Genomic DNA, 24150 nt, shown 5'->3' on the forward strand with positions numbered 1-24150 from the left:
GGTCGCAGCATCACCAATCCTCCCGCACCGACTGTACCGCGCTCTTCGCCGTCGCGCGCCGCCCCGCGAGCATCGCGGTCGCCGCCGCCGCACCCGTCAACGCGGTCGCGACGCCGATCAGCGTGCCGAGCGGGATGCGGGTGGTCATCGTCCAGTTGAACGACTGCGGGTTGATGACGTGGATCAGCACTTGCGACAGGACCAGGCCGAGCCCGATCCCCGCGAGCGCGCCGGTGAGCCCGACGATCGCGCCTTCGGTGGCGAGCATCCTGGTGAGCTGGCCGCGGGTGAGGCCGAGATGCCGCAACATCCCGAACTCGCGTTCGCGCGCGATCGTCTGCGCCGACATCGTTGCCGCGACGCCCGCCAGCCCGACCAGGATCGCCACCGCCTCCAGCAGATAGGTGACCGCGAAACTGCGATCGAACAGCGTCAGCGCGAGTTTCCGCAACGTCGCCGGCTGGCCGACCTCGACCTGGGGACGCAGGTCGGCGGGCAGGCGATCGGTCATCGCGCGCGCGACCTTGGCCGGATCCGCACCGGGCAGGATCGTCGCGGAAATCTCGTCGCGGCGATCGTCGCCGGTGAGGCGCTGGTAGTCGCCCTCGTCGATCAGCACCGCACCCGCCTGGCGCCCGTAGTCGCGCCATATGCCGGCGACCGTGAACTGCGTGCGGCCGGCGATCGGCAGCGTAATGCGCTCGCCCGCATTCCAGCCGTACAGGCGGTGCGCGGGCTCGGAGACCCAGATCGGCAGCGCATCCTTCGGCACCGCCTCCTTCTGCACCGACGGTCCGCGATCGATCAGCACCAGCAACGGATCGCGGCCACCGCGCTCGGGTCGCGCGATCAGGCTGACGGGTGGGCGATCCGCGGCGATGGTCAGCGGGATCTGGCGGCTAAAGGCGAGGCGGGTGACACCCGGCGTGCCGGCGATACGCGTGCGCGTCTCCGGATCGAACGTCGCGCCGGCGGTGGTGCGCAGATACAGGTCCGCGCCGAGCACCTGGTTGAGCCACTCGTCGACCGCGCCGCGGAAGCTGGTCACCATCGTCGCCATCGCGATCATCAGCGCAGTCGACGCGACGATCCCGCACAATGCGGTCGCCGCTTCGCCCGGCGCGCCGTGAAGGTGACGAACCGCGAGCGTGCCGGGCACGCTGCCTCGCGTCCGCCTTGCCAGCGGGGTCAGCAGCGTGCGCGCGAACCACGGCACGCCCGCGACGCCGCCCGCGAGCATCAGCGCCATCCCCAGGAAACCGAACAGCGGCAGCCCGGCGATCGCGGGCAACAGCGACGCGGCGCCTCCCGCAACGAGCAACGCGGCGGCGGGCCACCATGCGACCGGCCGCCGAGGATCGAGTACGTCGCCGGCGTTCTTGAGTGCGGCGGCCGGTGCAGCCCGCGCCGCGACGCGTGCGGGCAACGCGCTGCCCAGGATCGCCGCGAGCAGGCCGAGCGCGAAGAACCCGATCGCGGCACCGGGCTGGATCACGACGCGCGCGGTGCTGCCGCCGAAATAGCCCGCACCCAGGTCGCCGCCGAACCAGTGGAGTGCCGCCCATGCCAGGCCGTACCCAGCCGCCAATCCTGCCGCGGCGCCGACCAGTCCGATCGCGAGCCCTTCGATCACGACTGCGGCGATGATCCCGGCGCGCGGCATGCCCAATGTCCGAAGCAATGCGAACGCGCGTTGCCGCCGCACCACCGACAGCGACTGCGCCGAATAGACGAGGAAGCCGCCGGTCAGCAGCGCGACCAGCGCCAGCATGTCGAGATTGACGCGGTACGCGCGCGACAATGCATCGCCCTGCGCGTTCTGCGTCTCGGCGGTCGACAGGATCGCGTCCGCGGGCAGGATCGCGCGCAACGCCGGCTCCGCGATTGAGCGATCCGACAGCGCGAGGTCGAGGCGATCGATCCGCCCGAGACGCCCGAACCGCCACTGTGCCGCGGCGATATCCATGACGCCGACCGCAGTCGATTCGTCCGTCGCCGGCAGCGTGCCCGCCACCCGCAGCGGCACCGACCGGCCGTTGGCGACGACGACCAATCGCGTGCCGATCTTCGCACCGACCTGGGTCAGCGCCGCACGCGACAGGAACAGCGCGGACTCGTCGAACGCCGTATCGTTGCCGGTATCGGGACCACGCGGGCGGATGCCGATCAGCGACGGCGTGACCGTAGCCGCCCGGATCACGTCGACGCCCAGCAGCGTCAGCCGCGCCTTGCCGATCCGCGCATCGAGGCGCAGCACCGGGCTGGCATCGCCGACGCCATCGGCCCGCGCGACGCGGGGATAGAGGCGTTCGTCGAAGCCGAGCGGGCTGGTCGCGCGGACCGACAGTTCGGCGGCGCCGCTGACGCCCCGCATCGCGCCATCGAACGACGCCAGCGCCGAACCGTTGACGAGATGCACCGCGAAGCCGAGCGCCACGCCGACCGCGATCGCGACTGCCGTCAACAGGAAGCGGGCAGGGTGGAACCGCCACTCGCCCGCGATCAGCCAGCGCAGGCCCAGCCGTCCCGACCAGAGCCCGGACCCGGACGTCAGGCCTATCTCAGGCGCCACGCCGCTCCACCAGTCCTTCGGCACCCAGCGTCAGTACGCGGTCGGCGATCGCCGCGCTCGCGTCCGAATGCGTTACCATCACGCCCGCCGCGCCATTGCCGCGCACCGCGTCGGCGAACAGCGACAGCACGCGCGCCGCGGTCTCCGGATCGAGGTTGCCGGTCGGCTCGTCCGCGAGGATCAGCGCGGGGCGGTGGACGAGCGCACGGGCGATCGCCACGCGCTGCAGCTCGCCCCCCGACAGGTCGCGCGCATAGCCGTCGCCGCGACCGTCCAGGCCGACCGCATCGAGCATCTCTTCGGCGCGCGTCGATGCCGCGACGTTGTCCGGCGAGACGAGCGCCAGCGGCAGCGCAACGTTCTGGCGCAGCGTCAAATAGGGGGAGGGATGTGGAAGGCCTGGAACACGAAGCCGATCCGCTCGCGCCGCAACCGCGTCCGCGCGGTCTCGTCGAGCGTGCCGAGGTCGATGCCGTCGATCGCCACGCTGCCCTCGTCCGCCTCGTCCAGCCCGGCGAGGATGTTGAGCAAAGTCGATTTCCCGACCCCCGACTCGCCGATGATCGCGACCAGTTCGCCCGCGCCGACCTCCAGATCCAGATGCCGGAACAGCCGCCGCGGCCCCGGCACCGACTTACCGAGCGCACGGACCGCGAGAAGGGGAGGGGCGTCAGGCATGTCCAGTCCGTGCAATAGCTTGGGTGGCGCCGCAAGCACCGACATCGCTGGATATGCGGTAGATCAGTAACCCGGCCGATAGGTTCGTTCGACGTGGCCCGCCAGTTCGTCGGGATGGAAATAGACCGGGCGCAACCGTCCCTCGGCATAGCGCGCTACCTGATCGGCGAAATGCGGCGATCGGACGTCGCCGCTCTGGCCGCCGGCCATGACCGCCGTTGCCTTCACCCGCGCGCCGAACTCGACCACCGCGACGAAGCTGTTGCCGCTGCTGCCGTAATAGCGTTTCGTCCCCGGCCACGGCTTCGCGCCGAACGATGCGAGGCTGCCCCACTGCGCCGAGGTGAACGGCACCGGGGTCGAGGCGCGGGCATCGTCGAAATGCGGTGCAATCGAATCGTCGAGCCGCTGGAAGCGGTTGATGTCCTTCCACGGCGTCCGCCAATCGCCGAAATCCTGCTTGAGCCGAGTGACGGCCGTGCTCAGCGCGGCGAGCTTCGTATCAGGGCCGACTCGCGTGGCGATATAGTCGGGCACGTTCAGGCGCTCGGCCTGCGCGAAGCTGCCGACCTCACGCCACAATTGGTCGCCCCAGAAGACCGCGAGGCTGGTCGCGGTGGAATCATAGGCCCAGCGATGGTCCCAGCCCTTGAGCAGCGCGATCGGTGCGGCAAGCGCAGGGCGACGCGGATCGCTGGCGGGAAGTGCCTCCCACGCGGCGACCAGTCCGGGCAGCAATCGCGCAAAGGCGGGGAGATAGGGATCGAACGCGGCGGCCCGCAGCGTGTCGGGTGTCCAGCCGGTCTTCCCCGTCAGCAACAGGTCGGCATGGACGCCCCGCGCATTGCCGCCGACCTGGTCCATGTAGCGCGGATAGTCCACCGCCTTGGGGCTGTCCGGGCCCGCCGCGCTCCACGGCCAGTCGTTGGTGTTGTGCGCCCACCCTATGCGAGGATTGAGCACGCTCGGCAGGCTGGGGAGCATATGCAGGCCATGCCAGTCGGTCGCGGGGTCGCTGCCGTCGACCGGGCGGGTATAGTCGAAGCGATCGTCGCGGATCGGCATGAACTGCGGCATCAGGAACGCGATCTCGCCCTTGCTGTCCGCGAACAGCGTGTCGTTCGACGAATTCGCCTTCAACGCCGCGACCTTCATGTATCCTGCGAGATCGGTCGCCTTGGTCCGCAGGTAGCTTTGCTCGAGCGCCGGCACCGGGCGCCACATCAGCGCGGTGGCGATCCATTTGCCGGCCTTGGTCGCGACGATCGGGCCGTGATGCGTGCGGTAGGTGGTGAAGCGGCGCTCGGCCATCGTCCCGTCGGGCTGGCGGACGTGCAGCGTAACGGTGCGTGCGACGACTGGCCGGCTGGTCTTGCCGTAGCGATAGGCATAGTCGCCGCCACGCCGCGTGATCCGCTCGGCGAACTCGTCGACGTTGTCGACCGTTGCCGACGTGTGCATCCACCCGGCCTTCGGATTGAAGCCCTGGTAGACGAAGAACTGGCCCCAGGTGCTGGCGCCATACGCGTTCAGCCCCTCGTCGCTGGTCATCTGCGCCTCGGAGCGGAAATAGAAGCTGGTGTGCGGATTGATCAGCAGCAGCGCGTGGCCGTTCGCGGTCAGCCGGGGCGCGATGGCGATTCCGTTGGAGCCCGACGGCTCGCGCGGGATCATCCCGAGTTCTTCGGGCGTCGGGGGGGTAGGCTGGCCGTAGAAGGTCTTCAGGTCGCTGAGCGAGATCCGCTCGATATCGCCGCCGATGCTGCCTTCGGTGAAGCTGAGCGCCATCCACGGCTCGAACCGGGTCAGCACGCGGGGCTTCACCTGCGAGTGCGTCGCGAGATAATAGTTCAGACCGTCCGCCCAGGCCTGCATCAGCGTGCGCAACCATGTCGGGCTCGCGGCATAGTCCGCCTTCAACGCGACGGGATCGACGAACAGCCGCTGGCGGAGGTCTGCCCAGACCGCGTCCTCGCCCACGTCAGCGCCGGCCGCCTCGGCGGTCCGGCCGAGCGCGGTCAGGTAATTCGCCTCGATCCGCGGGAAATCGTCCTCCGCCTGCGCATAGATCATCCCGAACACCGCATCGGCATCCGACCGGCCCTTGATATGCGGGATGCCCCAGTCGTCGCGGGTGATCGTCACGCGCTTGGCCTGCGCCTGCCATCGTTGCATGTCGGTGGGCGCAGTACCGGATGCCGCAGAGGACGGGGCGGCCAGCAGCAAAGCCGACAGGATCAACGGGTGACGCGCGCGCCGAAGGATTGCCATGCGCCGAGCGTAAGGCGAGCGCATGGGAAATGCCATGCGTACTGATGGTAATGAAGATGGTGGATCGGAAGGCTGAGGCTCTGTCGCCTCGCGCTGGACCGCTGTTTTCCTGAGAAAACTGGAGCGGGCGAAGGGATTCGAACCCTCGACCCCAACCTTGGCAAGGTTGTGCTCTACCCCTGAGCTACGCCCGCTCTGGCGCCTATGTCTCCGGTCTGAAGCGACACGGTGACTGGGTGAGGCGCGCTGTTAGCCCGGTGTTTCCGGGACGGCAAGCGCCTTTTCAACTTTCGCGTGAAATTCAACGCAAACGAGATTCTGCTTGGCGACTCCGGCACTAGAACATTACAAGAACAATTGTGAACGAGTCGCTTGCCTTGATAGCCCGCCTGAAGCGGATTGCCACGACGGGGATGCCGACTCAGGGTGATGGCCGTGCCGACGATGCGTGGCTGACGCAGGGGATGGCGAAGGCGCAACTCCACGAGATTTTCGCGACGGTCGACGATTCGGCGAGTGGCGCAGGGTTCGCGATCGCTTCGGTGTTGGCGGCGCGGGCAGCGCCGGTGATGTGGCTGCGGACAGAGGCGAGCGAGCGACAGGGCGGGCGCCTGCATGCGACCGGGCTGGTCGAGATGGGGCTCGACGTGACGTCGCTGGTGCTGGGGCTGGTCGAGGACGAGGCGAGCTTGTTGCGCGCCGCCGCCGATGCTGCGCGGTGCCACGGGCTCGGCACGTTGCTGATCGAATCCTGGGGACGTGCACCAAAGATCGACCTGACCGCGACTCGGCGGCTGATGCTGGCGGCCGAAGCCTCAGGCGTCACCATCCTCAGCCTGCGCATCGGTGCCGAACCGGTGCCGAGTGCGGCCGCGTCGCGCTGGCAGGTTGCCGCATGTCGCTCGCGGCCGCTGGAAGCCGACGCACCGGGCAAACCTGCCTTCGACATCGAATTGCTGCGTCGACGCGGAGGCCAGGCCGGGCTTCGCTGGCGTGTGGAGTGGGACCGTGACGCGCATATCTTCGACCAAACCGCCTTCGCCTCTGACGATTCCGCGGCGTTACCTGGCGCTGGTATTCCCGTGGCTGCCGATCGAGCGGCTACGGACGATGCGGCCGCATTTGTTCGTCGGACGGGCTGAGACGCCGATCGCGTTCGTCGAGACGGTCTCGGGTGGGGTGCGGCTGAAGGCACTCGATCGTGAGGCGGTGCGGGCGGGACTCCAGCCGGGGCTGACGCTGGCTGATGCGCGGGCGCGGGTGCCCGAACTGGAGGTTTACGAGCATGACGCGCATGCCGATCACGAATGGCTCGAGCGGCTGGCCGACGGGTGCCAGCGGTACACGCCCTCGGTTGCGCTCGACGAACCCGATGGGTTGATCCTCGACATCGCCGGGTGCGTGCACGAGTTCGAGGGCGAGCGGCGATTGGCCGCCGATCTGGAAGAGCGCCTTGCACGCCGGGGGCTGCTGGTGCGCCATGCGTTCGGCGATACGCCCGATACGGCTCGCGCACTGGCGCGGTATGCGGGGGGCGCCGGCTCCGGATGAAAAGCGGGCGGTGAAGCGGTTGCCGGTGGCGGCGCTGGGCCTCGACGAGGATGCGACGACCGCGTTGTCACGCGCGGGGCTGAAGACGGTCGGCGACGTGATGGCGCGGCCGCTCGCGACGATCGCGGCGCGGTTCGGCGAGGAGGCGGCGATGATGATCCGCCGGCTCGACGGCTCGGTGAAGGGGCCGATCGTCGCGCGGCGCACGGTGGCCAAGATCGGTGTCGAACGCCGCTTCGCCGAACCGATCGCGCGCACCGAATACGCGCTGGAGATGCTCGCCGAACTTGCCACCGAAGCGGCGGTCCAGCTTGCCGACCGTCATGAAGGCGGCCGACGGTGGGAGGCACGGCTGTTTCGTGCGGACGGACTCGTCCAGCGGCTGCGGATCGAGACCGGCCAGCCTACACGCGACGTGGCGCTGTTGATGCGGCTGTTCCGCGAGCGGATCGACAGTCTCGCCGATCCGCTCGATCCGGGGTTTGGCTATGATCTGGTGAGGCTCGACGTGGCGCTCGCAGAGAAGCTCGATGCGTCGCAGTTGAAGCTGGAGGGTGGCGAGGCGCAGAAGGGTGAGGTCGCGCAACTCGTCGACCAGCTCGGCACGCGACTGGGTCGGACCCGCGTCCGCCGGTTCTCCGCACGCGACAGCCATATCCCCGAACAGGCGGAGCTGATGCTGCCGGCCGCCGAGGCTCCTGCCCCGACGCCGTGGACCGCGCCGGAGACGGGCGAACCGCCGCTGCGCCCGATCTACCTGTTCGACCCGCCGCAGCCGATCGAGATCGATGATGGCCGAGGTCCCCGATGGGCCCCCCGCACCGCTTCCGCTGGCGCCGTACCGTGCACGACGTGGCGCATAGCGAGGGGCCCGAGCGGATCGCCGGCGAATGGTGGCGGCGGCAGGACATTCCGACGCGCGATTACTACCGCATCGAGGACCGCCGCGGCCGCCGCTTCTGGATCTTCCGCCACGGCCTGTATTCCGAGATGGAGGCGCCGCGCTGGTACCTCCACGGCGTCTTCGCGTGAGCGGCGCGGCGCCATGACCGGGTTCGCGGAACTCGTCGCCGCGACCAATTTCTCGTTCCTCGACGGGGCGAGCGATGCGGGCGCTATGGTCGGGCGCGCGGTGGAACTGGGGCTTGGCGGCATCGGCATCGCCGATCGCAACACCGTTGCAGGCGTCGTCCGCGCGCACCAGGCGTTGAAGAAGGCACGCGACGGCCTGCTCGGCATGGCGATGCCGCCGATCGATTTCCGACTGGTGGTCGGTGCGCGGCTGGTGTTCGAGGATGGTACGCCGGACATCGTCGCCTACCCTTCGACCCGACGCGGCTGGGGACGACTGACCCGGTTGCTGACGGTCGGCAACAGACGCGCCGAGAAGGGCGGCTGTATCCTCGGGTTGGGCGACCTGATCGCACATCATGCCGACATGATGCTGGTGGTCATGCCCGAAAGCAGCGCCCGCGGCGCCGTGCCGGTATCGCCTTTGCCCGACGGCGACGCCTTGCCCGAACGAGGCGAGCGCGAGCTGCGGACGATCCTGAAGGCAGTAAAGCGACTGGGGCCGGACTCGATCTGGCTGGGCGTGACGATGCCGCGGGGCGGTCGCGATCGGCGGCGGCTGGCGCGGTTGGGGCGAATCGCCGATGCGGCGGGCGTGCCCGTGCTCGCGACCACCGACGCGCTCTATGCCTATACCGATGACCGCGACCTGCACGATGTCGTCACCTGCATCCGCGAGCGCACGACGATCCATAAGGCCGGGCGCCTGCTGGCCGCGAACGGCGAGCGGCATCTGAAACCCGAGGAGGAGATCGCCCGGCTGTTCCGCGATCGCCCCGATGCGGTGGCACAGAGCGCGCGGTTGTTGTCGCGGATCGGGTTCTCGCTCGACGATCTCAAATACGAATATCCGCACGAACCCATTCCGGCAGGCTGGGAGGCGCAGGATTGGCTCGAGCATCATGTCTGGCAGCTCGCGCTGGAACGCTATGACTACCGCGTGCCCGAAAAGATGCGGGCGCTGCTCCACGAGGAATTCGCGCTGATCCGCGAGCGGAATTACGCCTATTACTTCCTGACCGTGCACGACATCGTCCGGTTCGCGCGGGCGCAGGATCCGCCGATCCTGTGCCAGGGGCGCGGGTCTGCGGCCAACTCGGTCGTATGTTACCTGCTCGGCGTCACGTCGGTCGATCCGATGAAATACGACCTGCTGTTCTCGCGGTTCGTGTCGAGCGAGCGCGACGAGCCGCCGGATATCGACGTCGATTTCGAGCATGAGCGGCGCGAGGAGGTGATGCAGTATATCTATCGCCGCTATGGCCGCGACCGCGCCGCGATCGCCGCGACCGTGATCCATTATCGGCCCAAGAGCACGGTGCGCGAGGTCGGCAAGGCGCTCGGCCTGACCGAGGACGTGACGCAGCGTCTGACGAGCACGGTGTGGGGCAGTTTCTCGAGCCGGTTCCAGGAACAGCGCTTTGCCGAAACCGGCTTCGACGTCGACAATCCGGAGATCGCGCGGTTGCGCGAGATGGTCGACCGGCTGCTCGAATTTCCGCGGCATCTGTCGCAGCATGTCGGCGGGTTCGTGCTCACGCAGGGGCGGCTCGACGAGATGGTGCCGATCCATAACGGCGCGATGGAGGAGCGCACCTTCATCGAATGGGACAAGGACGATATCGACGCGCTCGGGCTGATGAAGGTCGATATCCTAGCGCTCGGGATGCTGACGTGTATTCGGAAGGCATTCGACCTGATGCGTCGGCACGGACTCGGCGATCACCTCCCTCGATACGATCGCGGTGGCCGAGGACGACCGGGTCTATGACATGCTGTGCAAGGGTGACAGCATCGGCGTGTTCCAGGTCGAGAGCCGGGCGCAGATCAACATGCTGCCGCGGTTGCGTCCCCGCGAGCTGTACGACCTGGTGGTGCAGGTGGCGATCGTCCGGCCCGGGCCGATCGAGGGGGACATGGTGCATCCGTATCTGCGGCGACGCAGCGGGAAGGAGGTGGCCGAATATCCCTCGCCCGATCCGAAGTTCGGGCCGGCCGACGAACTGAAGCAACTGCTCCGCTTCACCTACGGCGTACCGCTGTTCCAGGAACAGGCGATGAAGCTGGCGATCGTCGCGGCCGGGTTCACGCCGAACGAGGCGAACCAGTTGCGCAAGTCGATGGCGACGTTCCGCAAGGTCGGCGGCATGGACAATTTCCACGCCAAGCTGATCGGCGGGATGGTCGGGCGGGGGTACAAGGCCGAGTTCGCGGAACGCTGTTTCAAGCAGATCGAGGGGTTTGGATCGTACGGATTTCCGGAGAGCCACGCGTTATCGTTCGCGCGGCTGGTGTATGTTTCGTCGTGGATCAAATGCTTCCATCCGGCGGTGTTCTGTTGCGCGTTGCTCAATTCGCAGCCGATGGGGTTTTACGCGCCGGCGCAATTGGTACGCGATGCGGTCGAGCACGGGGTGACGGTGCTGCCGGTCGATGTGAATGCGAGCGGGTGGGATAACAGCCTATCCTCCCCGGTACGGGGAAGGGGGACCGCGCGAAGCGGGGTGGAGGGGGGCTTCCGCAGACGTATCGCTTGCGGGAGTCACTGTTACCGGCGGCGCGTTTGCGGATGCCACTTTTCCCAGCGGAGCGTCTGCGGCGCCCCCTCCACCATCCTGCGGATGGTCCCCCTCCCTGTGCCGGGGAGGATTTGCGGCCTCGGGTTTCGGCAGGTGGATGGGTTTCGGAAGGATTGGGCCGACGAGATCGTTCGCGTTCGGACTGCGCCGTTCGCTAGCATCGAGGATCTGGCGCGGCGGGCGAACCTGCCGCAGCGGGCGATGAACCTGCTGGCCGATGCGGATGCGTTTCGATCGGTGGCTAAGGAGCGGCGCGAGGCTTTGTGGGATGTGCGCCGGACGCCGCCCAAGCAGCTTGCGCTGTTCGCCGCCGCCGAGGTGCCCCGGAGCTTGGCGTGGAGCCCGACGCGCACCTGCCAGCGATGCCGCTGTCCGAACAGGTGGCGGCGGATTACCAGACGACTCGGTTGTCGTTGAAGGCGCATCCGATGCAGTTCCTCCGCGCTCGCTTTGCCGCCGAGGGGATCCTATCGAGCGCGCAGGCCAATGCGACCAAGGACGGGCGTCGCGCGAAAGTGGCGGGCGTCGTCTTGGTTCGCCAGCGGCCGGGCAAGGGTAATGCGATCTTCGTGACGATCGAGGACGAGACCGGGATCACCAACGGGTTGATGTGGGCGCGTGATTTCGAGGCGAACCGCCGCGCGGTGATGGCGTCGCGGCTGATGGTGCTGGAAGGCGTAATCCAGCGCAGCGAGGAAGGCGTGACGCACCTGATGACGTCGCGCGTGCAGGACCGCACCGAGATGCTGCGGCTGTTGTCGGAGGATCACGCGCTGGAGCCGCCGCTCGCGCGGGTGGACGAGGTTATCCGGCCGGTGCTGACGCGGAGTCCCGATGCTCGCGCGCATCATCCGCGGGCGACTCATCCTCGGGATGTGCGTGTCCTCCCCAAGTCGCGCGACTTTCATTGACGGCGGATCGCCGTTCGCCCCTACGATCCTCCCCCGCCAGGGGGGGTGGCTGGCGCTTGCCAGACGGAGGGGGAGGAAAACGATGGCTGGCGTTCCGTGTCCGCGCCCCTCCGTCGCCTTCGGCGCCACCCCTCCCCTTGCGGGGGGAGGATCATTATGATCGTACGGTCGGGAGTTGCTCGGCGCGGGTGTTGCCGTCGTCGTCCGGCGAACACGGGAATCCAGGGTCACCAGAGGGATCGTTCGCGTCCTTGGATCACGGCTCGCGCGCTGATGGCTAGTGGCGTGTGACGATAGCGCACATTTGTTGTGCCGGGCGTTACACCCTAAAGGTGGCATTCGCCGCGGGCGCGCCCCAGATAGCGCGTCTGGATTACACGGGAGTTGAACTTGGCCACGCTTGGAATGTCCCCCGCGGAGAAGGATGCCGTCGAGGCGTTCCGTCGCGATGTCGTCGAACCGTCGATGACGAGCCTCGTGATCATCGATTTCTGGGCGGAATGGTGCGGGCCGTGCAAGGCGCTGACCCCGACGCTGGAAAAGGTCGCCGCCGATTATGCCGACAAGGGCGTCGTGCTGGCGAAGGTCGATACCGACAAGAACCAGTTCATCGCCGCGCAATTCCAGATCAAGTCGATCCCGACCGTCTATGCGATGTTCCAGGGCCAGCTGGTTGCCGACATGACCAGTGCGCGCACCGAATCGCAGCTGCGCGTGATCCTCGACCAGTTGCTCAAGCAGCTGCCGATCGAAGCCGGCGCAACCGACGCGGCGCCCGACGTCGAGCCGTTGATCGCGATCGGCGAAGAGGCGCTCGCGGCCAATGACGGCGAGCGCGCGCTCGGCATCTTCCGCGAGATCGCCGAGATCGCACCCGAGCATCCGCAAGTCCATGCCGGTTTCGTCCGCGCGCTGGTCGCGACCGGGCAGCTCGACGAGGCGACCGACTGGCTGGCGAACCTCGATTCGGCGATCGCCAAGGACCCGGCGATTACCCGCGCGCAGGCTGCACTCGCACTCGCGCAGTCGGCGCCGCCGGTCGAGGATCTGTCGCCGCTGTTGGCGGCGGTCGAGGCAAACCCCGACGACCTGCAGGCGCGGTTCGCGCTCGCCAACGGCCAGATGGCGGCGAATGATCGCGATGCCGCTGCCGACACGTTCCTTGGTATCATCGCCACTGAGCGCGACTGGAACGAGGGCGCGGCGCGGACGCAGTTGTTGAAATTGTTCGAGGTCGTCGGGCTCGAAGACCCGTGGGTGTCTGGACAGCGACGCCGCCTGTCTGCGATCCTGTTCGGATGACCACCGAGTCCGCGCCTCCGCGCGCTACCACGCGACTGTCGATCTTCCCGCTGCCGGGGGCGTTGCTGTTCCCCGGCATGCACTTGCCGCTGCACATGTTCGAGCCGCGCTATCGGGCGATGATCAGCGATGCGATGGCGCGCGACCGGCGGATCGGGATGATCCAGCCGCGGGGCGGACCGCATGACGACGCGGATGCGCTGTACGACATCGGCTGCGTCGGCAAGATCGCCGAGGTCGAGGCGCTCGACGACGGGCGCTACAACGTCGTGCTGGAGGGCATCGCGCTGTTCCGGATCGTCCGCGAGTTGGACGTGACGACCGCATTCCGCCAGGTCGAGGCCGAGTTGCTGCCGTTGATCGAGGACGATGCGTTGTCGCTCGGGCGGCGCTCTTCGCTGGAACTGGAATCGCGTCGGTTCGCCGACATGCAGGGCTATGCGGTCGACTGGGATGCGGTCGGACGGCTCGACGATGAGAGCCTGGTCAACGGCATCGCCCAGATCGCGCCGTTCGATGCGGCGGCGAAGCAGGCGTTGCTGGAGGCGCCGGACATCGAGCAGCGTGCCGAACTGATCATCCAGCTGATGCAGTTCTTCGGCCGCCACGACGGCGACGAATCGGTGACGTTGCAGTGAAGTCGCCCAGCAAGGGTCGCGCGCATGGCGCCGTGATGATGATCGGCATGTTCTTCGCCAACCTGTTCGATCCCAAGAAGATCACCGCGATCGAACACGTCGCGACGCAGCGGCGGATCGGCAGCGAGTCCGGTCGCATTGCCCAGGCCGCCGCGGCGCCGCCTTCCCAGGGCGAAGGATTTTGACGATGAAACCCCTGGATCCCTGGCTGCTCGAACGCCTCGTCTGCCCGATGACGCGCACGCCGCTCCGCTATGACGAGCCTGCGCAGGAACTGATTTCGGACGCGGCCGGCCTTGCTTACCCGATCCGCGATGGCGTGCCGGTGATGCTGGTCGAAGAGGCACGCCGGATCGACGAGACCGCCGGCTGATCGTCTCCCACTAGCGGCCCGTCCGCGTCGCTCCGGCCTCCCGGACGGAAGCGAGCGTCGGGTAGCCGTTCACCGCCATCAGCAGGTCGGCTTCGGCGAGGATGCATTTCAACACATGCGCCGCGCCGTTCGCGCCGTCGAGCGCCAAGCCGTACGTGTAGGGCCGACCGATCCCGACCGCGGTGGCGCCGAGTGCGAGTGCCTTGACCACGTCGCTCCCTGACCGAACGCCGGAGTCGAACAGCACCGGCACGGCCCCGCTCGCCGCGACCACCGCGGGCAGCATGTCGATCGCGGCGATCCCGCCATTCGCCTGACGACCGCCATGGTTCGAGCAGTAGATCGCGTCCGCCCCTAGATCGATCGCGCGCCGCGCGTCGTCGGGATGACAGATCCCCTTCAGGCCGATCGGCAGCGACGTCATCGACCGCAGCCACGGCATGTCGTCCCACGTCAGCACCTTGCCGAACGTCCCGGCCCACTGCCGCACCGCCGCGGGCAAATCCTCGTGCGGTGGCTTGGCGAGCATCGCCCGGAAGACGGGATCGCTGAAGTAATTCTCCAGCACATGGCCGCGCAGTTGCGGAAAGTTCGCGACGTTCAGGTCGCGCGGGCGCCAGCCGGTCACCCAGGTGTCGAGCGTGACGACGATCGCCTTGTATCCCGCCGCCTCGGCACGGTGGACGAGGCTCTCGGCCAGCGGCTTGTCCTTGGGCGTGTAGAGCTGGAAGAAGCCGGGCACGTCGCCCATCGCCGCGGCGACGTCCTCGAGCGGATCGTTCGACAGCGTCGACTGGATCAGCGGAACGCCGGTCAGCGCGGCCGCCCGCGCGGCGGCGAGATCGCCGTGGCCGTCCTGCGTGCACAGCCCGTTGATCCCGACCGGGCTCATGAAGATCGGGCTGGGCAGCGTCATCCCGAACAGGTCGATCGACAGGTCGCGGCGCGTGGCATCGACCATCATCCGGGGCGTCATGCCCCAGTGCCGGAACGCGTCGGCATTCTGTCGCTGCGTGAACTCGTCGCCGCATCCACCCTGCAGGTAGCCGAGCACCGACGGTGGCAAGGCCGCTGCCGCCCGAGCCTCAATCGATGCGAAATCTACCGGGACCTTCGGGACGACACCGGCGAGCCCGGCGAAATAGATCTCGTTCTGGTAATCGCCGTAATGCGGCATGCGTTGCCCTCCGAAGCTGGTCGCGATCAGTCCCGATAGCCCGGATTGACGCGGTCGAGCTTGCGCAGCAGCGCGGGCCAAGCGAGCCCGTCGGCGAGCATGCGCATGCCTGTCGAACCCGATTGGCCCTCGACCTTTTCGGCGACGCCCTGGTTCGGGTTGTTCAGATTCTCGCGACCCGCGCTCAGCATCAGGACCTGTGCCTCGCACGCGCGTTCGAGGAAATACATCCTGAGGAACGCCTGCGGCACCGATTCACCGACCGTCAGCGTGCCATGGTTGCGCAGGATCATCGCGTTCTTCGTGCCGAGATCCTGCACCAGCCGTTCGCGTTCCTCCAGCTCCGTCGCGATGCCCTCGAAGTCGTGATAGGCGACGTCGTGCCCGGCGATCATCGCCGTCTGCGTATGCGGCAGCAGCCCTTCGGCCATCGCCGACACCGCCTGGCCGTGCGGCGTGTGAAGATGCAGCACGGCCACCGCGTCGTGGCGCGCAGCATGGACCGCCGAGTGGATCACGAAGCCCGCGCGGTTGACCGGGGCGGGGGTGTCCATGACCTTGTTGCCGTCGACGTCGATCTTGACCAGCGACGATGCGGTGATCTCCTCGAACATGTGCGTGTACGGGTTGATCAGGAAATGATGCTCGGGGCCGGGGACGCGCGCGGACAGATGCGTGAAGATCAGATCGTCCCAGCCGTACAGCGCGACCAGCCGGTACGCGGCGGCGAGATCGACGCGCAGCGCCCATTCCTCGGCCGATACCTGATCCTTGATCGTCGTTGCCGCTGCCGTCGGTTCCATCGCCTTCAATGCCGTCGCCATCATCCGCCTCCTTATGTTTGACCCCTTGTACGACCGGCCTTCGACAAACTTTGTCTCGATGGTGACAATCTCGAAATTTCGCCTAGCCTTGCGCGATGCATGATCCGGATCACGCGATACTGGCGACCGATAGCTGGTTCGGCGCGATACCGGCGGCCCGTCGCGAGCGCCTGTTGCAGGAGGCGCGAGCCGAGGTGCTGGAAAACGGCGCGCGGATCTACGGCTCGGGCGATCCCCCGAACGGGTTGTGGGCGGTTCTGGACGGGCAGGTCCGGTTGAAGGGCTTGTCCGCCAATGGTGCCGAACTGCTCGCGCTGATCGTGCGGCCGGGGACGTGGTTCGGGGAATTGTCGACGCTGGACGGCCATCCGAGGCCGCACGACGCGACGGCGTTCGGCACGGCGCGACTGCTGCATGTGCCGGTGGCGGCGTTCGCGCGGGCGGCGGCGGCGGACCCGGAGCTTTACCGCGATCTCGGACTGCTCGTTTGCGCGCACCAGCGCACCGCCTTGCGGTTCATCGCGCAGAGCGTCGGGCAGTCGATCCGGGTGCGACTGGCGCAGGCGCTGATGCGCGCGTCGCAGGCGGGGGATGGTCGCATCACGATCCGGCAGGAGGAGCTGGCCGGTGTCGTCGGCATCGCGCGCCAGACGCTCAACCGGCATCTGAAGCGGTTCGAGCGTGATGGCCTGGTCGCGGTCGCCTATGCGCAGGTTCGCATTCTCGACCTGCCGGGGCTGCGCGGCGTCATCACCGAATAGAGCATCGCCAAGCGCTTCTCCCGCGCGCGCTACACTCGCGCCCATGACGATCAGAATCGGTATTGGCGGCTGGACCTACGAGCCGTGGCGCGGGACCTTCTATCCGGAGAAATGGGCGCAGAAGCGCGAGCTCGACTATGCCGCCGAACACGTCACCGCGATCGAGATCAACGGCACCTATTATGGCAGCCAGAAGCCGGCGACGTTCGCATCCTGGGCGAAGGCGGTGCCCGACGGGTTCGTCTTCTCGCTCAAGGCATCGCGCTACTGCACCAACCGAAAGGTGCTGGCCGAGGCGGGGGAGTCGATCGCCAAGTTCACCGGGCAGGGGATCGTCGAGCTCGGCGATCGGCTCGGGCCGATCCTGTGGCAGTTCATGGCGACCAAGAAATTCGACGCCGACGATTTCGCCGCATTCCTCAAGCTGTTGCCCGCCAAGCAGGACGGGCTCGCGCTGCGCCATGCGATACAAGTCCGCCACGAGAGTTTCGCGGTACCGGAGTTCGTCTCGATGTGCCGCGATGCGGGCGTCGCGATCGTCTTCGCCCAGTCGGACGAATATCCCGCGATCGCCGACGTGACTGGCGACTTTGTCTATGCGCGACTGGAGGATGCCGAGGAGCGCTTCGTCGCCGGCTACGCGCCGACCGCGCTGGACGACTGGGCGGACAAGTCGAAGACCTGGGCGACGGGGGGACGACCCGAGGGATTGCCCTATGTCGAGGACGCCGCACCAACGAAAACGCCGCGAGAGACGTTCGTGTTCTTCATCAACGGCGCCAAGGTTCGCGCACCTCAGGCGGCGATGGCGTTGATCGATCGGGTGCGGGGGTAAATACTGCACGGTCATTCGGACGCCGCTTCGTAGTGACCGATCAGCGTGGTTCGACTTCGCTCGCCCAATTACGGACATTCACGCATCGGCTGTATCGCCAACAAACGGACGGACCATTCGCCCCTCTTGTTGTCGGCATCCTTGTTGCCGGGCGGACGATCTTCGTTTTGTTTAGCGGATCAGCTTCGGCGGACAACAAGGGCCTGCTGCGCAAGGAGGAGCCGATGACCTACTGGCTTATCATCGCGATAGGCTTGGTCGGCTCGATCGTTCTGTTCGCGACCGCTTATCACCTGCGGAACGGCAGCTAACCTCTCCCACTCCGGCCATTCCGCTTCCGCCCACGTTCGGACGTTATGGGCCTTCACGGCGCTTGCTCAAGGGCGGACCCTCGTTCAGGTTCCCCGTATGACGGTGAAACCCAACCGGCCAACGACGTTCGGCGCTTTCGCCATCGCGATTACAATGGTCGTGAACGGCTGCACCGCTTCCCGAAGCGCATTCACCCCGTCCGTATTCGAAACGGCTAAATCGGCATGTGACGCAGCAGATGCTTACATTTCAAGATCAAACCCAAAGGCCATTGGGTTTCGAGGGCACGCAGCATACCACGCTGAACAAGCAAAATGTCTTGTAGAGCGTCTGAAAGGGACGGACGCGAGGGTAATCGGCTTTATCAGCGAACCGCCCAGCTAAATAGCCGATGTCGCCCATTGGCGGACATTAGGCTTCCTCACGCTTGGCTAAACCTACCGTTCGCTTTTTTGCTCACGATACGGAGAGTGTCCGTACGGGGCCGTCTCGCTGCCATCCTCTCGACGTTCGAACATAGCGAGTGTCGAACTCACCGCCGCAAAGTCCCGTGCAACGGTAAGCGAAGTGAACGATAGCAGATTGTCGGTCAGCGCTGATTTCCGGAATTTGGATCGTGTAGATGCTAGCCGGACGCGTGTTTGTTCCCACCAAGGGGACATGGACTGCCGCACGCTTTCGCGCATCGCTGTCTGCCAGCAGATAACCCGTAGGCAATATATCCTTTAGCTCAGGGCACATCCCCAACAGATCATGGTGGTTTGTGTCGGGCCCTTCATAGTAGGTGTCGGAACTTCCGCCCAAGTCGGCTGGGGGCAAATCGCGAAGTGCGGCACGCCCAACTTCGCAAATCTGCTGCGTCCTCGCCGCGTTTGGCACCTCCGCTACGATCATAGAAACTACCATCAAGGCCAGCATGGTCACCCTCTAGAATATAGAACCTATGCTCGTTCGGTCACGTTTCTCACGCAAGCTCAAATCGTGCGCAAACGCTATCGCCTAGCTTTCGCGCAACCCTTGACGGCTGCAAACACGCTGGGAACCACCAGTCCGCTAAACTCTCCAATCCAGCCGCTACATCACGCCGCGTTGTCGATTCCGAGTTCGCCGAGCTTGCGGTAGAGCGTCGAGCGGCCGATGCCGAGGCGGCGGGCGACTTCGGTCATGCGACCGCGGTAGTGGCCGATCGCGAGGCGGATGACGTCGGCTTCGATCTCCTCGAGCGCGCGGAGGTTGCCGTCGGGGCGGAACAGCGTGACGCCGCCGCCGCCGACCGCTGCCGGCGCGGATGGACGCTCGCGCGTGCCGAGCGCGGCGATCTCGGGGAAATCCTCTTCGGTCAGCGCGGTGTCCTCGCACAGCACGGCGGCACGGAAGAGCGCGTTCTGCAACTGGCGGACGTTGCCGGGCCAGTCGTACTGTACAAGCAGCGCGAGCGCGGAATCGGTGATGCCGAGCGGTCGCAACCCCGGCTGCTCGGCGATCCGCGCGAGCAGGTGGCGGGCGAGCGCGGGAATGTCGCCGGTGCGTTCGCGCAGCGGCGGGATCGTCACCTGGACGGCGTTGAGACGGTAGTACAGGTCTTCGCGGAAGCGCCCGGCCTCGACCTCGTCCAGCAGTTTGGTATTGGTCGCGGCGATCACGCGGACGTCGACTTCGCGCGGGTGACGGGCGCCGATCGCGAGGACTTCGCCGGTTTGCAGGACGTGCAGGAGCTTCGCCTGCGCCTCGAGCGGCATCTCGCCGACCTCGTCGAGGAACAGCGTGCCGCCGTCGGCGTCGTGGAACCGGCCGATCTTGCGCTCGAACGCGCCGGTGAACGCGCCCTTCTCGTGCCCGAACACTTCCGACTCGATGAGATTGGCGGGGATCGCGCCGCAATTGACGCTGATCATCGGCTTCTTCGCGCGCGGGGAGGCGGCATGGATCGCCTCGGCGATGACGTCCTTGCCGACGCCGATCTCACCTTCGAGCAGGATCGCGACGCGGGCGCGGGCGGCTTTCGCGGCGATCGCGAGGGCAGCGCGGAAATCGGGGGAAGAGCCGACGATCTCGTCGAACGCGAGCAGGGCGGGGATCTTCTCGGTCAGCGGGCGGAGCTCGCCCGACGATTTGCCGACCACTGCCGCGTCCAGCGCGGCGAGCAGGCGATCGGGTGCGAGCGGCTTGACCAGGAAATCGGTGGCGCCGGCGCGCATCGCGCTGACCGCGTGCGCGACCGATCCGTTCGCCGTGATGACCAGGATCGGCAGCGCCGGACGCCGCTCGCGCAGGGTCGCGATCAGGGTGGTCGCATCCTCGTCGGGCGCCCAGTGATCGATCACGATCGCATCGAGCTGCATGCCGTCCTGCGTGCCGAGCGTGGCGATCGCGGTCTCGTCGTCCGCCGCGAAGACCGCGCGCCAGCCGCCCCGCGCGGCGAGTGCAGCCACCAGCCGCCGCTGCGTGGGCTCGTCGTCGATCAGCAATAATAGGCGCTGGCCATTGCGCGTCATGGCGAATCCTGTCCCGTTCCGGCACGTGCAATAGCTAGCGCAAGTAAAGAGCGACTTAAATGTCCTGCTTGGCGATCCTGGATACGCGCGATAAGGTCTCGGCCATAGAGGATGGCACTGACAGGATTGGGGCACGAACCATGGCCGGCAACGGGGACATGAAGGCGCACGTCGCGACCTATTCGAGCGTGACGGGAATGATGAAATGGGGCGCAGTCGGATGTGCGCTGGTCGTCGCGCTCGTGATCTGGCTGATCTCGTAACGCCATGAAGATCGCCGTCCTGAAAGAGCAAGCGGACGGCGAGCGGCGGGTTTCCGCGACGCCGGAAACGGTGAAGAAGTTTGTTGCGCTGGGGGCTACGCTGGCCGTGGAAGCGGGGGCGGGTGAGACCGCCTCGATCGCCGATGCCGCATATTCGGATGCGGGCGCGTCGGTAGGCGACCGTGCGGCGACGCTGGCGGGGGGCGGATATCGTGCTCGGCGTGCAGGGGCCTGATCCTGCTTCGCTGAACGGCGTGACGCCGGGGGCGTGGATCGTCGCCAGCCTCAATCCTTTCGCAGAGCGTGCGCGAGTCGAGGCTTATGCCGCGGCGGGCTACGAAGCGCTGGCGATGGAGTTCATGCCGCGCATCACGCGGGCGCAGTCGATGGACATCCTGTCGTCGCAGTCCAACCTGTCGGGCTACAAGGCGGTGCTCGACGCGGCGGCCGAATATGGCCGCGCGTTTCCGATGATGATGACCGCTGCAGGCACGATCTCGGCGGCCAAGGCATTCGTGATGGGCGTCGGCGTGGCGGGGCTCCAGGCGATCGCGACCGCGCGGCGTCTTGGGGCTCAGGTGTCGGCGACCGACGTGCGCGCGGCGACTCGCGAGCAGATCCAGTCGCTCGGCGCGAAACCGATCTTCGTCGAGAATGTTGCGGGAATCGAAGGCGAGGGGACGGGCGGGTATGCCGGCGAGATGTCGCCCGAATATCAGGCGGCGCAGGCGGAGCTCGTGTCTGGGCATATCGCCAAGCAGGATATCGTCATCACGACGGCGCTGATTCCGGGGCGTGCTGCACCGCGGCTGATCTCGGCGGCGCAGGTTGCGAGCATGAAACCGGGATCGGTGATCGTCGATCTTGCGGTCGAGCAGGGCGGCAACGTCGAGGGCTCGGTCGCGGGCGAGGTGGTCGTGGTGAACGGCGTCAAGATCGTCGGTCACCGCAACGTGCCGTCTCGATTGGCGGCGGACGCGAGCGCGCTGTTCTCGCGCAACCTGTTCAATTTCCTCAACGCCTTCTGGGACGAGGAGGCTGGGCGACCCGTGCTCGACGCGGAGATCGGCGATGCGATCCGGCTGACGCAGGGCGGCAAGATCGTGAACCCAAGGCTGCTGACTTGATAAAGGGAGCGTGACCCGTGGCGATCGGCTTCTTGAATCGATGCGGGCCAACCCGCAGGACTGGCGAATCCAGGATGTCGTCGCCGTATGTGCGGGGGGCGGGGATCGCTTGCAGCCCGCCACGCAACGGCTCACACTTCAAGGTGAAGCATGCAAGCCAGATCGAGATCCTGACGATCCCCGCGCACCGACCGATCAAGCCGGTTTATATTCGCGATCTCGTCAGGTTCATCAATGCGGTGCGGAGAACTGAACGATGAACCCGCTAGATTATGAAGTCGTGATCCGGCCGCTGTCGCCTTCAGATGGTGGGGGATATCTTGCGGTTGTCCCGGCACTCCCTGGCTGCAAATCCGACGGCGACACGCCGCAGGACGCTCTGGCCAATGCCTATGATGCGATCGCCTGCTGGATCGAAGCCGCCGAAGACATGGGACGCGCCATCCCCGCCGCCGCGCGCGCTGCAGCCTGAAAGAAGCGGAGACCGAATAATGGACTTTATCGCGATCCTGTCGATCTTCGTGCTGGCATGTTTCGTCGGGTATTTCGTCGTCTGGGCGGTGACGCCTGCGCTGCACACGCCGTTGATGGCGGTGACCAATGCGATCTCCTCGGTCATCATCGTCGGCGCGCTGATCGCCGCCGCTGCGGCCGGCATCGGCGCCGGATCGGGCGTCGCCAAGGCGCTCGGTCTACTCGCGGTCGTGCTGGCGAGCATCAATATCTTCGGCGGTTTCGCGGTCACCGCGCGGATGCTGGCGATGTACAAGAAAAAGGAACGGCCGGTCGCGCCTGCCACGAGCAGGTGAGCGATACGGACGTGAGGGGAACGCGCGATGCATGAACTGACGGTCAGCCCCTGGGCTTCGCTCGCCTATCTGGTGGCGGGGGGTGTGCTTCATCCTCGCCCTGCGCGGGCTGTCGAGCCCGGCGTCGAGCCAGCGCGGCAATCGCTTTGGCATCATCGGCATGACGATCGCGGTCGTCACCACGCTGGTGACGCATGTTCCTTTCGTCCAGCATGCTCTGGTTGCGGACATCGGACCCACGATAGTCGTGCGCGCTATCGACTGGACCACCGTCGTCGAAATCCTCGCGGCGATCGGTGTCGGCGCCGCGATCGGCCTCGTCACCGCACGACGGATCGCGATGACCGCGATGCCGCAGCTCGTGGCCGCATTCCACTCACTGGTCGGGCTCGCCGCGGTGCTGGTCGGCGTCGCCGCGTATCTTAACCCGCAGGCGTTCGGGATTTCCGACCTCGTCATTCCGCTGATCGGCCAGCCATTCGCGGTCATCCACCCGGTCAGCCGGATCGAACTCGGGCTCGGCGTGGCGATCGGTGCGATCACCTTCTCGGGCTCGGTCATCGCGTTCCTCAAGCTCAACGGCAACATGGGCGGCAAGCCGATCATGCTGCCCGGCCGCCACGTCATCAACCTCGCGCTGCTCGCCGGCATCCTGGGGCTGATCGCGTATTTCGTCACCGACCAGGCCCCGTGGATCTTCTGGACGGTCGTGATCCTGAGCTTCGTCATCGGCTTCCTGCTGATCGTCCCAATCGGCGGCGCGGACATGCCGGTGGTGGTCAGCATGCTCAATTCCTATTCGGGTTGGGCAGCGGCAGCGATGGGCTTCACGCTGCACAACAGCGCGATGATCATCACCGGCGCGCTGGTCGGCAGCTCGGGCGCGATCCTCAGCTACATCATGTGCCGCGCGATGAACCGTAGCTTCATCAGCGTGATCGCGGGCGGCTTTGGCGCGGTCGCGGACACGAGTGGCGGCGCGGTCGCAAGCGATCGACCGTGGAAGCGCGGCTCGGCGGAGGATGCCGCGTTCCTGATGAGCCAGGCCGAACAGGTCATCATCGTCCCCGGCTACGGCATGGCGGTCGCGCAGGCGCAGCACGTGCTGCGCGAGATGGGCGACAAGCTGAAGGCCGAGGGCGTCCGCGTGAAATATGCCATCCACCCCGTCGCGGGGCGCATGCCGGGGCACATGAACGTCCTGCTGGCGGAGGCGAACGTGCCGTATGACGATGTGTTCGAGCTCGAGGACATCAACAGCGAGTTCGCACAGACCGACGTCGCGTTCGTGATCGGCGCGAACGACGTGACCAACCCCGCCGCCAAGACCGACAAGACCTCGCCGATCTATGGCATGCCGGTGCTCGACGTCGAGAAAGCGAAGACCGTGCTGTTCATAAAACGGTCGATGGGCGGCGTCGGCTATGCAGGCGTCGATAACGAACTGTTCTACCGCGACAATACGATGATGCTGCTGGCCGACGCGAAGAAGATGGTCGAGGATATCGTCAAGGCGCTCGACTGAGTTCTTTGCATAGGGTTCCCAACTGCAACGGAACTCGATCCAGTTCGGGTGTAACTGTTCGCCTGACACAGGTTAG

The 24150-nt window shown here is 66.7% G+C and carries 18 protein-coding genes, 1 tRNA gene and 4 pseudogenes; 15 read left to right on the top strand and 8 right to left on the bottom strand.

What is annotated here, in order from left to right; translation table 11 throughout:
- Positions 1-10 precede the first annotated feature (10 nt).
- The 5 genes from NHF48_RS14735 to NHF48_RS14755 form a co-directional block, all read right to left on the bottom strand.
- The gene (locus tag NHF48_RS14735; protein WP_253071517.1) at positions 11-2572 is read right to left on the bottom strand and encodes an FtsX-like permease family protein; all 2562 of its coding nucleotides are present in this window, start codon (positions 2570-2572) and stop codon (positions 11-13) included.
- A complete protein-coding gene (locus NHF48_RS14740; RefSeq protein WP_253071518.1) occupies positions 2562-2948 on the bottom strand; it encodes an ATP-binding cassette domain-containing protein in 387 nt (128 codons plus the stop codon). Before NHF48_RS14740 ends, NHF48_RS14735 begins: the two co-directional genes overlap by 11 nt.
- Positions 2945-3250 (bottom strand): ATP-binding cassette domain-containing protein, encoded by a 306-nt coding sequence (locus NHF48_RS14745; RefSeq protein ID WP_253071519.1) that lies wholly within the window; start codon positions 3248-3250, stop codon positions 2945-2947. The genes NHF48_RS14740 and NHF48_RS14745 overlap by 4 nt, the downstream gene beginning before the upstream one ends.
- 63 nt (positions 3251-3313) lie before the next feature.
- Complete coding sequence (locus NHF48_RS14750; protein WP_253071520.1) at positions 3314-5521, bottom strand: penicillin acylase family protein; 2208 nt, start codon at positions 5519-5521, stop codon at positions 3314-3316.
- 119 nt (positions 5522-5640) lie between these two features.
- A tRNA-Gly gene (locus NHF48_RS14755) sits at positions 5641-5715 on the bottom strand.
- A 165-nt stretch (positions 5716-5880) separates the two neighbouring features.
- Between NHF48_RS14755 and NHF48_RS14760 the strand changes: the two genes are divergently transcribed.
- The 7 genes and pseudogenes from NHF48_RS14760 (at position 5881) to NHF48_RS14795 (ending at position 13946) form a co-directional block, all read left to right on the top strand.
- Positions 5881-6663, top strand: a complete 783-nt coding sequence (locus tag NHF48_RS14760) for an ImuA family protein (RefSeq protein ID WP_253071521.1) — start codon at positions 5881-5883, stop codon at positions 6661-6663.
- Positions 6632-8104: pseudogene (locus NHF48_RS14765) on the top strand (Y-family DNA polymerase). Before NHF48_RS14760 ends, NHF48_RS14765 begins: the two are co-directional and overlap by 32 nt.
- A gap of 13 nt (positions 8105-8117) precedes the next feature.
- A pseudogene (locus NHF48_RS14770) lies at positions 8118-11633 on the top strand (error-prone DNA polymerase).
- 405 nt (positions 11634-12038) lie between these two features.
- Complete coding sequence (locus NHF48_RS14780) at positions 12039-12935, top strand: tetratricopeptide repeat protein (RefSeq protein ID WP_253072444.1); 897 nt, start codon at positions 12039-12041, stop codon at positions 12933-12935.
- A complete protein-coding gene (locus tag NHF48_RS14785) occupies positions 12932-13573 on the top strand; it encodes an LON peptidase substrate-binding domain-containing protein (RefSeq protein ID WP_056064511.1) in 642 nt (213 codons plus the stop codon). The genes NHF48_RS14780 and NHF48_RS14785 overlap by 4 nt, the downstream gene beginning before the upstream one ends.
- Entirely contained in the window at positions 13570-13758 is a 189-nt protein-coding gene (locus NHF48_RS14790; RefSeq protein ID WP_253071522.1) for a hypothetical protein, read from the top strand. The genes NHF48_RS14785 and NHF48_RS14790 overlap by 4 nt, the downstream gene beginning before the upstream one ends.
- Before the next feature lie 2 nt (positions 13759-13760).
- Positions 13761-13946, top strand: a complete 186-nt coding sequence (locus NHF48_RS14795; protein ID WP_253071523.1) for a Trm112 family protein — start codon at positions 13761-13763, stop codon at positions 13944-13946.
- Positions 13947-13956: 10 nt separating this feature from the next.
- On the opposite strand, the gene NHF48_RS14800 is transcribed toward NHF48_RS14795, so the two are convergent.
- Entirely contained in the window at positions 13957-15123 is a 1167-nt protein-coding gene (locus NHF48_RS14800; protein WP_253071524.1) for an alpha-hydroxy-acid oxidizing protein, read from the bottom strand.
- A 26-nt stretch (positions 15124-15149) separates the two neighbouring features.
- Positions 15150-15947 (bottom strand): class II aldolase/adducin family protein, encoded by a 798-nt coding sequence (locus tag NHF48_RS14805; RefSeq protein ID WP_253071525.1) that lies wholly within the window; start codon positions 15945-15947, stop codon positions 15150-15152.
- A 95-nt stretch (positions 15948-16042) separates the two neighbouring features.
- Between NHF48_RS14805 and NHF48_RS14810 the strand changes: the two genes are divergently transcribed.
- Genes NHF48_RS14810 through NHF48_RS14820 form a run of 3 tightly spaced genes read left to right on the top strand, consistent with a single transcriptional unit; the run spans position 16043 to position 17854 of the window.
- Positions 16043-16708, top strand: a complete 666-nt coding sequence (locus NHF48_RS14810; RefSeq protein ID WP_253071526.1) for a Crp/Fnr family transcriptional regulator — start codon at positions 16043-16045, stop codon at positions 16706-16708.
- Positions 16709-16751: 43 nt separating this feature from the next.
- Complete coding sequence (locus NHF48_RS14815) at positions 16752-17543, top strand: DUF72 domain-containing protein (RefSeq protein ID WP_253071527.1); 792 nt, start codon at positions 16752-16754, stop codon at positions 17541-17543.
- 32 nt (positions 17544-17575) lie between these two features.
- Complete coding sequence (locus NHF48_RS14820) at positions 17576-17854, top strand: hypothetical protein (protein ID WP_253071528.1); 279 nt, start codon at positions 17576-17578, stop codon at positions 17852-17854.
- A gap of 1080 nt (positions 17855-18934) precedes the next feature.
- On the opposite strand, the gene NHF48_RS14825 is transcribed toward NHF48_RS14820, so the two are convergent.
- Positions 18935-20350: a sigma-54-dependent transcriptional regulator gene (locus NHF48_RS14825; protein ID WP_253071529.1), complete on the bottom strand. Its 1416-nt coding sequence runs from the start codon at positions 20348-20350 to the stop codon at positions 18935-18937.
- A gap of 140 nt (positions 20351-20490) precedes the next feature.
- Here NHF48_RS14825 and NHF48_RS14830 point away from each other — a divergent pair, with 140 nt between their 5' ends.
- The 5 genes and pseudogenes from NHF48_RS14830 to NHF48_RS14850 all read left to right on the top strand — a co-directional run bounded on the left by NHF48_RS14830 (position 20491) and on the right by NHF48_RS14850 (position 24074).
- Positions 20491-20613: an aa3-type cytochrome c oxidase subunit IV gene (locus NHF48_RS14830; RefSeq protein WP_082441508.1), complete on the top strand. Its 123-nt coding sequence runs from the start codon at positions 20491-20493 to the stop codon at positions 20611-20613.
- Positions 20614-20617: 4 nt separating this feature from the next.
- Positions 20618-21740 (top strand): annotated as a pseudogene (locus tag NHF48_RS14835) (NAD(P) transhydrogenase subunit alpha).
- Positions 21741-21996: 256 nt separating this feature from the next.
- Positions 21997-22212, top strand: coding sequence for a type II toxin-antitoxin system HicB family antitoxin (locus tag NHF48_RS14840; protein WP_253071530.1), 216 nt, complete (start codon positions 21997-21999; stop codon positions 22210-22212).
- Positions 22213-22231: 19 nt separating this feature from the next.
- Complete coding sequence (locus NHF48_RS14845; protein ID WP_253071531.1) at positions 22232-22549, top strand: NAD(P) transhydrogenase subunit alpha; 318 nt, start codon at positions 22232-22234, stop codon at positions 22547-22549.
- A 27-nt stretch (positions 22550-22576) separates the two neighbouring features.
- A pseudogene (locus tag NHF48_RS14850) lies at positions 22577-24074 on the top strand (NAD(P)(+) transhydrogenase (Re/Si-specific) subunit beta).
- Positions 24075-24150: the final 76 nt, after the last annotated feature.

The sequence above is a fragment of the Sphingomonas sp. H160509 genome (assembly GCF_024124765.2).
GTDB lineage: Bacteria > Pseudomonadota > Alphaproteobacteria > Sphingomonadales > Sphingomonadaceae > Sphingomonas.

Coding starts and splice junctions, on each gene's coding strand:
- NHF48_RS14815 (WP_253071527.1), top strand. CDS start 16,752: ATGACGATCAGAATCGGTATTGGCGGCTGGACCTACGAGCCGTGGCGC.
- NHF48_RS14785 (WP_056064511.1), top strand. CDS start 12,932: ATGACCACCGAGTCCGCGCCTCCGCGCGCTACCACGCGACTGTCGATC.
- NHF48_RS14840 (WP_253071530.1), top strand. CDS start 21,997: ATGAACCCGCTAGATTATGAAGTCGTGATCCGGCCGCTGTCGCCTTCA.
- NHF48_RS14780 (WP_253072444.1), top strand. CDS start 12,039: ATGTCCCCCGCGGAGAAGGATGCCGTCGAGGCGTTCCGTCGCGATGTC.
- NHF48_RS14795 (WP_253071523.1), top strand. CDS start 13,761: ATGAAACCCCTGGATCCCTGGCTGCTCGAACGCCTCGTCTGCCCGATG.
- NHF48_RS14810 (WP_253071526.1), top strand. CDS start 16,043: ATGCATGATCCGGATCACGCGATACTGGCGACCGATAGCTGGTTCGGC.
- NHF48_RS14845 (WP_253071531.1), top strand. CDS start 22,232: ATGGACTTTATCGCGATCCTGTCGATCTTCGTGCTGGCATGTTTCGTC.
- NHF48_RS14800 (WP_253071524.1), bottom strand. CDS start 15,123: ATGCCGCATTACGGCGATTACCAGAACGAGATCTATTTCGCCGGGCTC.
- NHF48_RS14750 (WP_253071520.1), bottom strand. CDS start 5,521: ATGGCAATCCTTCGGCGCGCGCGTCACCCGTTGATCCTGTCGGCTTTG.
- NHF48_RS14745 (WP_253071519.1), bottom strand. CDS start 3,250: ATGCCTGACGCCCCTCCCCTTCTCGCGGTCCGTGCGCTCGGTAAGTCG.
- NHF48_RS14805 (WP_253071525.1), bottom strand. CDS start 15,947: ATGGCGACGGCATTGAAGGCGATGGAACCGACGGCAGCGGCAACGACG.
- NHF48_RS14830 (WP_082441508.1), top strand. CDS start 20,491: ATGGCCGGCAACGGGGACATGAAGGCGCACGTCGCGACCTATTCGAGC.
- NHF48_RS14825 (WP_253071529.1), bottom strand. CDS start 20,350: ATGACGCGCAATGGCCAGCGCCTATTATTGCTGATCGACGACGAGCCC.